Source organism: Sphingopyxis sp. (genome assembly GCF_016793825.1).
GTDB lineage: Bacteria > Pseudomonadota > Alphaproteobacteria > Sphingomonadales > Sphingomonadaceae > Sphingopyxis.
This window is the reverse complement of the sequence record NZ_JAEULM010000044.1, coordinates 212,910-225,947: the sequence shown is the minus strand read 5'-3', so window position 1 is coordinate 225,947 and position 13,038 is coordinate 212,910. Positions and strand designations below refer to the sequence as shown.

Annotated in this window: 10 protein-coding genes; 7 read left to right on the top strand and 3 right to left on the bottom strand. The window is 62.8% G+C overall.

The annotated features are described in order from the left end of the window. Positions 1-8 precede the first annotated feature (8 nt). On the bottom strand, positions 9-3,164 hold the full coding sequence (locus JNM03_RS14005) for a TonB-dependent receptor (RefSeq protein ID WP_294037483.1): 3,156 nt from the start codon (positions 3,162-3,164) through the stop codon (positions 9-11). A 498-nt stretch (positions 3,165-3,662) separates the two neighbouring features. On the opposite strand from JNM03_RS14005, the gene phaR reads away from it, so the two are divergent. Genes phaR through JNM03_RS13990 form a run of 3 tightly spaced genes read left to right on the top strand, consistent with a single transcriptional unit; the run spans position 3,663 to position 8,080 of the window. Beyond that, positions 3,663-4,199, top strand: coding sequence for a polyhydroxyalkanoate synthesis repressor PhaR (gene phaR / locus JNM03_RS14000; RefSeq protein ID WP_294037481.1), 537 nt, complete (start codon positions 3,663-3,665; stop codon positions 4,197-4,199). Positions 4,200-4,243: 44 nt separating this feature from the next. Beyond that, the gene (gene proS, locus JNM03_RS13995) at positions 4,244-5,770 is read left to right on the top strand and encodes a proline--tRNA ligase (protein WP_294037479.1); all 1,527 of its coding nucleotides are present in this window, start codon (positions 4,244-4,246) and stop codon (positions 5,768-5,770) included. Then, positions 5,771-8,080 carry a ribonuclease R family protein gene (locus tag JNM03_RS13990; RefSeq protein WP_294037477.1) on the top strand — a complete coding sequence of 770 codons (2,310 nt, stop codon included), beginning with the start codon at positions 5,771-5,773 and terminating at the stop codon, positions 8,078-8,080. It abuts the gene before it with no gap. A 38-nt stretch (positions 8,081-8,118) separates the two neighbouring features. Here the strand turns inward: JNM03_RS13990 and JNM03_RS13985 are convergent, their stop codons facing one another. After that, positions 8,119-8,910, bottom strand: a complete 792-nt coding sequence (locus JNM03_RS13985; RefSeq protein WP_294037476.1) for a helix-turn-helix transcriptional regulator — start codon at positions 8,908-8,910, stop codon at positions 8,119-8,121. A 116-nt stretch (positions 8,911-9,026) separates the two neighbouring features. Here JNM03_RS13985 and JNM03_RS13980 point away from each other — a divergent pair, with 116 nt between their 5' ends. After that, positions 9,027-9,422: a hypothetical protein gene (locus JNM03_RS13980; protein ID WP_294037475.1), complete on the top strand. Its 396-nt coding sequence runs from the start codon at positions 9,027-9,029 to the stop codon at positions 9,420-9,422. Here JNM03_RS13980 and JNM03_RS13975 read toward each other — a convergent pair. After that, positions 9,419-9,874: a universal stress protein gene (locus tag JNM03_RS13975; RefSeq protein ID WP_294037473.1), complete on the bottom strand. Its 456-nt coding sequence runs from the start codon at positions 9,872-9,874 to the stop codon at positions 9,419-9,421. The genes JNM03_RS13980 and JNM03_RS13975 overlap by 4 nt on opposite strands. Before the next feature lie 179 nt (positions 9,875-10,053). Between JNM03_RS13975 and JNM03_RS13970 the strand changes: the two genes are divergently transcribed. From JNM03_RS13970 to lpdA, 3 genes are read left to right on the top strand one after another with little or no spacing between them, the layout of a single operon-like run. Further along, a complete protein-coding gene (locus JNM03_RS13970) occupies positions 10,054-11,370 on the top strand; it encodes a pyruvate dehydrogenase complex dihydrolipoamide acetyltransferase (RefSeq protein WP_294037472.1) in 1,317 nt (438 codons plus the stop codon). A 13-nt stretch (positions 11,371-11,383) separates the two neighbouring features. Beyond that, the gene (locus tag JNM03_RS13965) at positions 11,384-11,587 is read left to right on the top strand and encodes a hypothetical protein (protein ID WP_294037470.1); all 204 of its coding nucleotides are present in this window, start codon (positions 11,384-11,386) and stop codon (positions 11,585-11,587) included. Then, positions 11,580-12,992: a dihydrolipoyl dehydrogenase gene (gene lpdA / locus JNM03_RS13960; RefSeq protein ID WP_294037468.1), complete on the top strand. Its 1,413-nt coding sequence runs from the start codon at positions 11,580-11,582 to the stop codon at positions 12,990-12,992. Before JNM03_RS13965 ends, lpdA begins: the two co-directional genes overlap by 8 nt. Positions 12,993-13,038: the final 46 nt, after the last annotated feature.

Below are 13,038 nucleotides of genomic sequence, written 5' to 3'. Positions count from 1 at the left end.
TATCTGAATTAGAACTTGTAGTTCACACCGGCATAAAGGCGACGACCGATGTTGTCGAAGATCGCCGAACCCGCACCGATGGCCGTCGTGCCGAGCGGCGGCTTCTTGTCGGTGAAGTTGTCGATGCCAAGGTAGAAGTTCGAGTTCTTGTCGATGTTCAGTCCGAAGCGGATGTCCATGTAGACGACCGACGGATAATAGATCGGCGACGAGGTGTCGGCGTTTTCAGGGTCGCGACCCTGGAACGAGTTGACCGCCTCATAGGTGCCGACCAGCTGGTGGCTGAGGAAACGCAGACCATAGTTCACGAAAACCTTGCCCGCGTTGATGTCGAGGTCAAAGTTGAACGCATCGCGCGGGTCGCCCAGTTCGTCGAGCGCCGTATCGCCATAACCCGGCTGGGTGAGGTCGAGGAACGACGTGTTTTCAAGAACGTGGGTATACACGAGCTTCGCGCCGATCGAAACATCTTCACCGAAGCTGTGACGATAGGCGATCTGCGTATCGATGCCGCGAACCTTCAGCGCCGCATAGTTCAACGGCGAGTCGACGAGGCTGCCTTCGACGATACGGCCCGGATCGGTCGCATCGTTGAAATCACGCTCGAACAGCTGGCAGAACTGGTTGTCCGTCGTCGGTGAATCGTAGCACGTGTCGACGATGCTTTGCGCACCCGGCGACGTGATGACGTTGTTCACCTTGATGTTGTAGTAGTCGACCGACAGCGACAACCCGGGGACGAAGCTCGGCTGGAAAACGCCGCCAACGGTATAGGAGTCCGACTTTTCCGACTTCAGACCCGAACCGCCCGCAGCGATGTTGCCGCCCGAGAGCGTTTCCAGCGACTGCGAGTAGATGTAGTTGAAGTTGGTCGGAACACCCGCTGCTCGGCAGTTTGCTTCACGTGTCGCCGAACCGTTCTTGATGTTGTTCAGCGAGCAAGGATCGATGAAACCCGGTGCGAAGTTCTGCGAGGCAGGGAAGTAAAGGTCGCTCAGGTTCGGAGCGCGCACCGCACGAGCATATGTCGCGCGGAAGCGAATGTCGGGGATCGGAGCATAATCGATACCGACATTGTACGCCCAGGTCGTACCTGCCGAACCCTTGTAGTCCGAAACGCGGCCAGCAGCGCTGACCGTCAGCTCTTCCGCAAAGGGCGAGTCCTTCAGGAGCGGCAAGCGGACTTCGGCGAAAGCTTCCTTCACTTCAAATGCGGGAGCGACGAAATCGCCGATTGCATTATAGAAAGTGTAGCCGTTACGGACCAACGGATCCTGTTCGTAGCTCACGCGCTCACGACGATATTCGCCGCCGACCGCAAAGCCGACCGGACCGCCAGGCAGGTTGAAGAAGGCGCCCGTATCGCCAGAGAGCGACGCGGTGAGGTCAAACTGCTTGATGCCGGCATGAACGGTCGTGTCCTGCAGGACGTAAGCCTTTGCTTCGTTCGAAATCTGCTCGCCGAAGGGATTGATCGGCACGCAGGCGGCGATGTCGGCCGTCAGGTTGGCGGCGTTGCCGGCAAAGTCGTCATAGGCACGGGTGGGATCGAGCTTGGATCCGCAGACGATGTTGCCGCTGACGGGATCACGAACGGCGTCCATGCCGAGCAGGAAGCGCTGAACGTTCAGGTTGCCCTGGATCTTCGTGCGTTCCTTGAATTCGCCATAGTTGGCCGAAACTTCATAATTCAGGTTATCCGAAAGCTCACCACGGAAACCGGCGACGATGCGATAGGTCTCACGAACCGATTCCTCCGCACGCGAACCGAGCTCGGTGAAGTTCTTGCGCAGGATCAGGCGCGTCGCGCCCGTTGCCGCAGGGAGGCCCGATGCCGCCCGAGCGGCCTGAATGACGCCGCGCGCCTGATCCGTCAGGAACGGGTTGTCGAAACGCGGGCGTTCGTAGAAGCCGTCAACAGTGCTGCCGGTCACGAAGGCCGGGCCCGAACCGCCCTGACCGAAAACTTCGGTGCGAACATATTTCGCTTCGACGAACGGCACGAATGCAGGCGAAACCTCGAAGTGGCCGATCACGTTTGCCGAATAGCGGCTAAGCTGCGGCTGAAGCTGGATGAGGTCCCCTTCGCGGCGCGTATTGCCGTTACCGCCGATGAACACGCCGCCGGGCGTCGTGGTCGCGGTATTGGTGGCCGTGAGCGACGACAGGCCGACGCGGGTCCCGGTCTGCGGGACGAGCGTGCCATCGGGAAGGAAGATGAAGTTACAAGTGAACGGCCGGCCGACAACGCCTGCCTGCGTGATCGAGTCACGGCCGCAAGCACCGGTGGGACTTGCGAAGGCGAGCAGACCGCCCGAGTTGATCGTCGCCGAGCGGATGTCGCGGAAGATGCGGTTGTCGGGAATGCCATCCGAACCGTTCACGACATTGCTGTCGAACGCTTCGGTGTCGACCCCGACAAAACCGTTGTTCTGGCTGTAATAGGCGCGATCGGATGCATAAAGGATGTTCTGACGCGCATATTCGACATTGAGTGCGACGTTACCGCGGCCGTCGGCGAAGTTCGTGCCGACCAGGCCCGACAGGTAATAGGACCCGGCATCGCCATGCGGCGTGATGGCGCCTTGGCCGTGAAGCTGAATACCCTCGAAGTCGTCCTTGAGGATGAAGTTCACGACGCCCGCAATGGCGTCCGAGCCATAGACCGCCGAGTTACCACCGGTGACGACGTCGACACGTTCGATCAGGTCGGTCGGGAAGGTGTTGACGTCCGGCGAGACGGCGTTGACCAGAATGTCGGAACCGACGTGGCGACGGCCGTTGACGAGAACCAGCGTGCGCTGGGTTCCCAAGCCGCGAAGGTCAAGCAGGTTGAGACCGGCTGTGCCGAGGAAGCGAGTCGAGTTCGCCTGGCTGAAGGTTGAGCGCAGCGAAGGAAGGTCGTTCAATGCGTCGCCGATCGAAACGCCACCCTGCTGGGCCAGTTCCGCACCCGTGATCGAAACGACCGGGACGGTCGATTCAAAATCCGGACGCGCGATGCGCGAACCCGTGACAACGATGGCGGTCGATTCTTCGGAATCGCAAACGCCATTGCTATCGGTATCTGCGCAATCCGCAGCAGCCTGCGCAAACACAGGCTGGCTCACGGACATAGCTACTGCAAATGCAGCAGCACCCACAAACAGGTGCGACTTCTTCATGGATAACTCCCCGGTTTAGCCGTTCAAAAAAAATATGATGGAACGGATCGGGTTAAAAAAGACCGAAAATGGGACGGGCACAAGCCCCGACCTGAATTTTTCGAGCGTGAGGACGCGCGGAGAGGCGTTGTTGTTGCAATTCTGCAACAGATGGCGGCCATGCCGAAGATGCGCGCGGCGCAACAAGTTTGTTGCGACGCGACATGACCATGTTTTTGCGGCCAAAAGCTCGTCCGATCATGTCCTATTTTAGGTTGCACGTGAAACTAAATTACTTTCACCCATTGCGATCGTGCCATCGTTCCGATTTCGTCGGGGCACGCCGATTGTCATCATCACGCCGCAAATTGTTTGCGGTGGTTCCCGAATCGAACGGCGCGGCCCGGTGGGCTTGTTGCGGTGCGTCAATAATTGGTGCTAAGGCCTGAACCTTGCAGAAATCGCATCCGGATGGCCCCGATCGTGGCCATTGTTGGGCAATGAGGAGCAGCGAATAGCATGGCCAAGTCGAAAACGGCAGCGGACGGCGATGTCGTTACCATCAAGAAGTACGCGAACCGGCGGCTCTACGACACCGAGCGGAGCTGCTACATCACGCTGGACGATTTGGGTGCGATGGTGCGCGACGGACGCGATTTTCGCGTGGTCGATGCGAAAAGCGGAGAGGATATCACGCACAATGTCCTGACGCAGATCATCATGGACACCGAAACGAAGGGCGAAACGCTGCTTCCGGTCAATTTTCTGCGCCACCTGATTGGCCTGTACGGCGACAAGATGCAATCGATGGTGCCGCAATATCTGGAAGCGTCGATGACCGCTTTCCGCAAGAATCAGCAGGATGTCCGCTCCGCGCTGGAAGGCGCACTGGGAGCGAACCCGCTGGCCGAAATCACGCGCCGCAATCTCGAAATGTTCCAGCAGGCGGCTGGAGCCTTCATTCCAGGCGCCGGATCGGCAAAGGCCAAAGACGCCGAAATCGCCGCTCTGAAGGCCGAAATCGCGGAGCTCAAGGCCGCGCTCGCCCGCAAATGAACGACGGCGCTCTTTGACGGGCGCCACAGACAGAAACAGGACAGATGATCAAGCATGCGCTCAGCGTAACCCGTCAGGCCGATTTCGCGGCCTGGTATCAGGATGTCATTGCCGAGGCCGACCTCGCCGAGGAATCGGGGGTTCGCGGCTGCATGGTGATCAAGCCGTGGGGCTATGGCATCTGGGAGCGGATCCAGAAGGTCATGGACGCCGCGATCAAGGACGCCGGGGTTCAGAACGCCTATTTTCCGCTGTTCATCCCTTTGAGCTTCTTTGAGAAGGAGGCAGACCATGTCGATGGTTTTGCGAAGGAAATGGCGGTCGTCACGCATCATCGGCTGATCGCGGATGGCAAGGGCAAGCTGGTTCCCGATCCCGAGGCGAAGCTGGAGGAACCGCTGATCGTCCGCCCGACGTCGGAGACGGTCATCGGTTCGGCGATGAGTCGATGGGTCCAAAGCTGGCGCGACCTGCCGCTGAAGGTCAACCAGTGGGCGAATGTCGTGCGCTGGGAGATGCGCACGCGCATGTTCCTGCGCACGAGCGAATTTCTTTGGCAGGAAGGCCATACTGCGCACGCCGACAAGGATGACGCGATGGCCGAGACGCTGCGCGCGCTCGAAATGTACCGGGCCTTCGCGGAGGACGTCCTCGCGATGCCGGTGATAGCGGGTGAGAAACCCGAGAATGAGCGCTTCCCCGGCGCCGTCGCGACCTATTCGATCGAGGCGATGATGCAGGACGGCAAGGCCTTGCAGGCCGGCACGTCGCACTATCTCGGTACCGGCTTCGCCGAAGCGGCGAACATCCGGTATCAGGACAAGGATGGCGGCCACAGCCTTTGCCATACGACGAGCTGGGGCACGTCGACGCGCATGATTGGCGGCGTCATCATGACGCACGGCGACGACGATGGGCTGCGCTGCCCCCCGCGCATCGCGCCGCACCAGATCGTCATCGTGCCGATGCTCCGCGACAATGACGAGGACGTCGCAATCCTCGATTATTGCCGCGATCTGGAAACGAAACTGAAGGCGCTCGATGCCTTCCGCGAACCCGTGCGTGTGCTGCTCGACGCCACCGCCAACAAGGCGCAGACCAAGCGCTGGGGCTGGGTCAAGAAAGGCGCGCCGATCATTCTCGAGATCGGCCCGCGCGACGTCGCCGGCGGCAATGTCGCGGTGATCCGCCGCGACCGGCTGTATCAGGAGAGCGGCAAGCTCAACACGGCCTTTGTTGCAAAGAGCGAGTTCGTCGCGGGCGCGGTGGCCATGCTGGAAGAGATTCAGGCGAGCCTCCACGCCGAGGCGAAGGAGCGGCTGCATTCGAACATCCGCCACGACGTCACCGACCTCGCGGCGCATTTCGGCGGCGACGACAAGTTTGTCGGTTGGGTCGAGGTGCAATGGGCGCGTCCGACCGGCGCCGCGCTCGACGGGATCGTCGAGAAGCTGAAGGCGCTCAAGCTGACGATGCGCAACACGCCCCTTGACGCCGCGCCGGCGGACGGCGCGTGCTTCTTCACCGGCGAGCCTGCAGTCGAGCGCGTGCTTATCGGGCGGACCTATTAATTGGCAAAAGGACCGAAACGGCCAAAACCCGCCGGGCTACCGACGAGCGAGCAAATCCTGCGTTTTATCCAGGACAGCCCCGGCGCGATCGGGAAGCGGGAGATTGCCAAGCATTTCGGCCTGCATGGCGCCGACAAGATCGCCCTGAAGGCGCTGCTCAAGGACATGACCGACGAGGGGCTCGTCGACATGGCGTCAGGCCGGTCGTTTCATAAGCATGGCGGGCTGCCGCGCGTCACTGTGCTGCGCGTTGCGGCGGTCGAGGGCGATGCGGTGTGGGCGGTTCCCGATCGCTGGGAAGGCAGCGGTCCGGCTCCGCGCCTGCGCGTGATGGAAAAGGGCCGCAAGGGTGCGCTTGGCGTGGGCGATCGCATCCTCGCGCGCACCGAGGAACGCGGCACCGGCCATGTCGCACACCCGATGAAGAAGCTGGAGGCTGGCGGCGAGACGATCATCGGTGTACTCGTCACGGATACGGGGCCCGGCGGAAAGCCGACGACCTGGCTTCGCCCCGCCGACAAGCGGGCGCGCTTCGACTTTGCGGTTGCGGATATAGGCGATGCCGCGATTGGCGACCTCGTGCGAGCCGAATTGTCGGGTCGCGGTCCCGCGACCAAAGCCAAAGTGGTCGATCGCATCGGCGATCCGTTTGCGCCGCGGTCGCTCAGCATGATTGCGATCGCGCGGCATGAAATTCCGGATGTCTTTGCTGCCGAAACGATCGAGGAGGCGGATCGCGCCGCCAGGCTTCCGCTGACGCCGGAGGGCCGGGAGGATCTGCGGGATCTGCCGATCGTGGCGATCGATCCCGCCGATGCGCGCGACCACGATGATGCGGTGTGGGCGATTCCGGATGAGGACGCGGCGAACAAGGGCGGTTTCCGCGCCATCGTCGCGATCGCGGATGTAAGCTATTATGTCCGCGCCGACGGGGCGCTCGACCGTGAAGCGCGGCGTCGCGGCAACAGCGTTTATTTCCCCGATCAGGTCGTCCCGATGCTGCCCGAGACGCTGTCGGCCGGCGTCTGTTCGTTGAAGGCCGGACAGGATCGCGCCGCGATGGCGTGCCATCTGGTTGTCGACCGGCATGGCAAGGTGACGTCATGGCGTTTCGCGCGCGCGCTTGTCCGCTTGCGCGCCAATATCGCTTATGAGCGGGCGCAGGCGGCCTATGACGCCGATACGCCCGACGAGGGGTGGGACGCCGATGTGCTTCCCTCGCTCAAAAATCTCTGGGGCTGCTGGGGACTGCTCGCGAAAGCGCGCGATGCCCGCGCGCCGCTCGACCTCGACCTGCCCGAACGGCAGGTGATCCTCGACGAACGAGGCAGTATTGCCGAGATCCGCGTGCGCGAGCGCCTCGACGCGCATCGGCTGATCGAGGATTATATGATCGCCGCCAACGTCGCAGCGGCGAAGGCGCTGGAGGCGAAGAAATCGCCGGTCATGTACCGCATCCACGAGCCGCCCGGCCGTGAGAAGCTGGTCAGCCTGAAAGATTATCTCGAAACCTTCGAACGAAGCTTCGCCCTGGGGCAGGTGATCACGCCGGCCGTGTTCAACCGACTGATCGACGGCTTTTCGGACGACGATCGCTTGCCGGAGATCATGCAGGCGATCCTGCGCAGCCAGACGCAGGCTTATTACGGCCCCGCCAACGCGGGACATTTCGGTCTGGCGCTCGGCAGCTATGCCCACTTCACCTCGCCGATCCGTCGCTACGCCGATCTGATCGTCCACCGCGCGCTCGTCGATGCCTACCGGCTGGAGGTGCCCGGACGACCAAAGGATTTACCCGCTCGCACAGGGCTTGGCGAAGCCGACGCCAAGGGGCTTTCGCGCATCGGCGAAGCGATCAGCGCACTCGAACGCCGCGCGATGGAGGCCGAGCGCGAGACGATCGATCGCTATGTTGCGGCCTATCTCGCGACTAGGACCGGAGAGATCGTGGCGGCGCGGATCACGGGCGTGCAGCCGTTCGGCTTTTTCGCGACGGTCGACGGTCTGGGCGGCGACGGGCTAGTCCCGGTTTCGACGCTGGGCAGCGAACGTTTCTTCTATGACGAAGCCGCACGGACGCTCGACAGCGAGCATGGGCGCGTCAGCTATGGCATCGGGCAGCGGCTCGACCTTCGGCTGATGGAGGCGAATCCGATCAGCGGTGCGCTGCGCTTCGAATTGCCCGACGCTCCGGAAGGCGGCTTTCGTGGCCGCCCGCTCCATCGCGACGGCGTGAAGAAGGCGGGCAAGCATATGGTCGGCAAGCGCGGACGACCGGCGAATATCAGGCACAAGGGGAAACGCCGCTGAAGAGGCGCCCGGCCCCCGATTGGCCGGATCGGTCGGGGCTATCGGGTTGCCAGTCGCTGCAACAGCGCCGCGCTCTCTGCATCCGCCGGGAAAAAGGCTTCGATCGCAAGCTCCGACAGCGTGATATCGACGGGCGTGCCAAAGATCGTCACTGTCGACACGAACGAAATTCGCCCGGCGATCGTGTCGAGGATCAGGGGCACCGCGATGCCGCTGACAGGCCCGCTGTCATTGTCGTTGGCTTCGATCGCATAACCGGCCAGTTCCTCGCGCAATTCGGCCAGCACGGGATCGGCGCACGCCTCGATCTGCAAGTCCAGGCGGTGAAGGATATGCGTTCGCCAGGCCGTGTGGTTCGCGATCTGGGGCGCCAGTCCATCGGGGTGCAGTGCGATGCGCAGGACGTTGACCGGTGCGACGAGCAGCGTGGGCGAGACTTGTTCGATCAGGATCGCGATCGCATCGTTCGCCGCGACCATGTTCCAGTGGCGGTCGACTGCGATCGCCGGGTAGGGTTCATGGCCCTTCAGGACATGCTCGACGATCGTCTTCATCCCGGCCATTTCCGCACTGTCGAGCGGGCGCTCCTGATAGTCGGGCGCATAGCCCGCGGCGAGAAGCAAGGCGTTGCGGGCGCGATGGGGGACGTCCAGACATTCGGCGATGCGCAGGAGCATCGCGGCGCTCGGCTTCGACCGTCCGGTCTCGATAAAGCTGAGGTGGCGCGTCGAAATCTCGGTATCGAGCGCGAGGTCCATCTGGCTCATCCTTCGGCGCGTGCGCCAGTCGCGTATCTGTTTGCCGAGCGGCACAGCCTGGGCAATCGCCATGACAGTCTCCTTCGCACTGGTGCTAGCGTGGCGGCTTCGCCATTTCCATTACCTGCGACGTAATCGACTGGCGGCACAATTGCGGCAACATCGACTCATTCGAAAGGAGAAGCCGCATGTTCCGTTTCAATCTGAAGACCACGCTGGTTGTCGATGCCGTCACCTGCATCGGCCTGTTCCTGTTGGGCGTTTTTGCCACCGACACGATTGCGGAAATTCTCGGCCTGCCGGTCGGGATCGTCGCTGTTGCCGGCTGGATTGGCCTGCCCAGTGCCTCGCTGATGCTGTTCGCGGCGATGCAGAAACCGCCCAGCAGACATCTTGCGAACCTGATCGCGATCGGCAACCTCGGCTGGGTTGTCGCGAGCCTCGCGGTCTTGATGGCCTTTTCGTCACAGATGACCGGGGTCGGGATCCTCCTGGTTGTCATCCAGGCGCTCATCGTTCTCGATCTCGCGATTTTCGAAGCGAAGGGCGCCGCAAGCCTGCCGAAGCCGGTCGCCGTCTACTAGCTCAGAGCGTCGAGGCGGGCGATGTCGATCCCGCCGGGAACCAGCATCACCGGGCAGGGCAGCGTTCCCGCATCCTGTCCGGTGAAATGCGCGACGAGCGGGCCGGGCGCTCCGTTTGCGGCGGTGGCAAGGACCAGCGCCGCAACTTCGTCATTCTCGCCGATGGCTTCGCGGACGACCTCGGCCGGCTTGCCCGATTTGATCATGACCTGTGCCGCGATTCCCGCTTCCTGCTGAACCGCATCGGCGGCGGCCGCGACGAGTTGTTCGGCATGTTCGCGTGCTTCGGCCTCGATCGTCGCCTGAACGCCGCCGAAAGCGACAAAATCCTGAGGCGGGATAATCGCCAGTACCGCGACCCCGCCCCCCGTCCGCGCGGCGCGCCGTGCCGCGAAACGCAGCGCGAGATTCGCCTCGGGGCTGTCGTCGATCACTACCAGATACGTCCGCATCGCCCACGACCCCTGCTATGCTTTTTGTGGGGGGAGAGTGCGTCACATTCGTATGAAAGGCAAGTTTGCCCCGATGGACGTCTGCGAACGATGGCCCTATGACGAGGGAACAAACCGTAGCGGCAGGCCCCGCCTGCAAGACTGACGCCCGTGGATTTTAACTGGGGAAAAGACCGACGATGCCGATCGAACTCAAGATGCCCGCCCTTTCGCCGACGATGGAGGAGGGGACTCTGGCCAAATGGCTGGTGAAAGAAGGGGATGCGGTCAAGTCGGGCGACCTGCTCGCCGAAATCGAAACCGACAAGGCGACGATGGAATTCGAAGCGATCGACGATGGCGTCGTCAGCCAGATCCTGGTCGCCGAGGGCACCGATAATGTGAAAGTCGGCACCGTGATTGCCGTCATCGCGGGCGAGGGGGAGCAGGCATCCAGCGCAAAGGCGGCTCCCGCTCCAGCCGTGGCTTCTCCGCCCGCGGCGAAGGCCGAGCCCGCACCCGCCCCCGCCCCCGCCCCAACGCCTGAACCCGCGCCTTCACCTGCTCCGGCGGCGCCCGCTGCGGCCGCCGTCTCCACGGATGGCCGCGTCAAGGCCAGCCCGCTTGCCAAGCGCCTTGCGGCGGAAAAAGGCATCGACCTGTCGACGATCAAGGGAACCGGTCCCGGCGGCCGCATCGTCAAGGACGATCTCGACGGTGCTCCGGCCGGTGCCGCCGCTCCTGTCGCGACAGCAGCTTCTGCGGCCGCGGTCGCTCCCGCAACTGCACCGGCCCCTGCCACCGCCAGTGCGATCCCCGATTTCGGCATCCCGCACGAGGATGAAAAGCTCAGCGGCATGCGCAAGACGATCGCGCGCCGTCTCAGCCAGTCGATGCAGGAATCGCCGCACATCTACCTGACCGTCGACATCCGCCTCGACGCGCTCTTGAAGCTGCGCGGCGAACTCAACGCCAGCCTCGAAGGGCGCGGCGTCAAGCTCAGCGTCAACGACATGCTGATCAAGGCGCTGGCGGTCGCGCTCGAGCGCGTTCCCGCCTGCAACGTCAGCTTCGGCGGCGATGTGATGCGCAAATATAACCGCGCCGACATCTCGGTCGCGGTCAGCATCCCGGGCGGCCTGATCACCCCGATCATCACCGATGCGGGCGGCAAGTCGATGTCGAAGATCTCGACCGAAATGGCCGAGCTCGCGGGACGCGCGAAAGAAGGCAAGCTCCAGCCCAATGAATATCAGGGCGGCACCGCCTCGATCTCGAACATGGGCATGATGGGGATCAAGCAGTTCACCGCGGTGATCAACCCGCCGCAGGCGATGATCATGGCGATCGGCGCGGGCGAGAAGCGCCCTTATGTCGTCGACGACGCGCTCGCGATCGCGACCGTCATGTCGGCAACCGGCAGCTTCGACCACCGCGCGATAGACGGCGCCGACGGCGCGCTCTTGATGAAGACCTTCAAGGAACTGGTGGAGAACCCGCTGGCGCTGGTGGCTTGATCGCGAAACGGCGATGCGCTTCGTTCGGCAAATCTTCCATTTGTTGATCGGACTGCTTGCGCTCGGCCTTCTTGCTGCCGCGGCCAGCTGGGCCTGGCCTGAAGATTCAAGTCAAATATGGTTTTTCGCTTATGCCGCCATGGGCGGTTCCGTGTTTTGGGAGCTGATAGAAATGCTCCGGAACCGGAATGGCGAACAAGGAGATAATTGTGGCTGACACCAACTACGACCTCATCGTTCTCGGCTCGGGCCCCGGCGGCTATGTCGCGGCAATCCGCGCCGCGCAGCTCGGCCTCAAGACCGCGATTGTCGAGCGCGAGAATCTGGGCGGCATCTGCCTCAACTGGGGCTGTATCCCGACCAAGGCGCTGCTGCGCTCGGCCGAAATCTATCACTATATGCAGCATGCCGGCGATTACGGCCTGATCGCGCAGCAGATCGGCGCCGACATCGATGCCGTCGTGAAGCGCAGCCGCGGCGTTGCGAAACAGCTCAGCCAGGGCGTCGCCTTCCTGATGAAGAAGCACAAGATCACCGTCCATATGGGCGAGGGCAAGCTGACCGCGGCGCCTGACGGTGGTTTGGGCAAGCTGGAAGTGAAGGGCGAAAAGGGCACCGAGACCCTGACCGCAAAGAACATCATCGTCGCGACCGGTGCCCGCGCCCGTGACCTGCCGTTCGCGCCCGCCGACGGCAAGCGCATCTGGACCTATCGCCACGCGCTCGTCCCGCCCGAAATGCCGAAGAAGCTTCTCGTTATCGGATCGGGCGCGATCGGCATCGAATTTGCCAGCTTCTACAAGGATATGGGCGCCGAAGTAACGGTGGTCGAAATGCTCGACCGGCTCGTCCCCGTCGAGGATGCGGACGTCTCTGCCTTCCTCGAAAAGGCGCTCAGGAAACAGGGAATGATGATCTACACCGGCGCAGGGGTCGAGGAATTGAAGGCGACCGCGACCGGCGTCTCGGCGAAGATCAAGGGCAAGGACGGCAAGGTCGAATCCGCCGAGTTCAGCCACGCGATCGTTGCGATCGGGATCGTCCCGAACACGGAGAATATCGGGCTCGAGGCGCTCGGCGTGAAGACGACCAAGGGTCATATCGATACCGACGCGATGTGCCGCACCAACGTCCCCGGCCTGTGGGCGATCGGCGACGTGACCGCGCCGCCGTGGCTCGCGCACAAGGCGATGCATGAATCGATCATTTCGGTCGAGGCGATCGCGGGCGGCCACCCGCACGCGATGGACCCGCGCAACATCCCGGGTTGCACCTATTGCCGCCCGCAGATCGCGAGCGTCGGCCTGACCGAGGCCAAGGCGAAGGAGCTGGGGTACGAGGTCAAGGCGGGCACCTTCCCCTTCATCGGTAACGGCAAGGCGATCGCGCTGGGCGAATCCGAAGGCTTCACCAAGACCGTGTTCGACGCCAAGACCGGCGAACTCTTGGGCGCGCATATGATCGGTGCCGAGGTCACCGAACTCATTCAGGGCTACACGATCGGCAAGACCGCCGAGCTGGTCGAGGATGATTTCATCGGTACCGTCTTCCCGCACCCGACGCTCAGCGAAACGATGCACGAGGGTGTGCTCGCCGCGTTCGGGCGCCCGCTGCATATTTAGTCTTCACCAACCTCGTCATTCCCGCGAAAGCGGGAACCCAGCGAGC

Excerpts from the sequence above, each read along its gene's own strand:
- JNM03_RS14005 (WP_294037483.1), bottom strand. The coding sequence starts at position 3,164 with ATGAAGAAGTCGCACCTGTTTGTGGGTGCTGCTGCATTTGCAGTAGCT.
- phaR (WP_294037481.1), top strand. The coding sequence starts at position 3,663 with ATGGCCAAGTCGAAAACGGCAGCGGACGGCGATGTCGTTACCATCAAG.
- proS (WP_294037479.1), top strand. The coding sequence starts at position 4,244 with ATGATCAAGCATGCGCTCAGCGTAACCCGTCAGGCCGATTTCGCGGCC.
- JNM03_RS13985 (WP_294037476.1), bottom strand. The coding sequence starts at position 8,910 with ATGGCGATTGCCCAGGCTGTGCCGCTCGGCAAACAGATACGCGACTGG.
- JNM03_RS13980 (WP_294037475.1), top strand. The coding sequence starts at position 9,027 with ATGTTCCGTTTCAATCTGAAGACCACGCTGGTTGTCGATGCCGTCACC.
- JNM03_RS13975 (WP_294037473.1), bottom strand. The coding sequence starts at position 9,874 with ATGCGGACGTATCTGGTAGTGATCGACGACAGCCCCGAGGCGAATCTC.
- JNM03_RS13970 (WP_294037472.1), top strand. The coding sequence starts at position 10,054 with ATGCCGATCGAACTCAAGATGCCCGCCCTTTCGCCGACGATGGAGGAG.
- JNM03_RS13965 (WP_294037470.1), top strand. The coding sequence starts at position 11,384 with ATGCGCTTCGTTCGGCAAATCTTCCATTTGTTGATCGGACTGCTTGCG.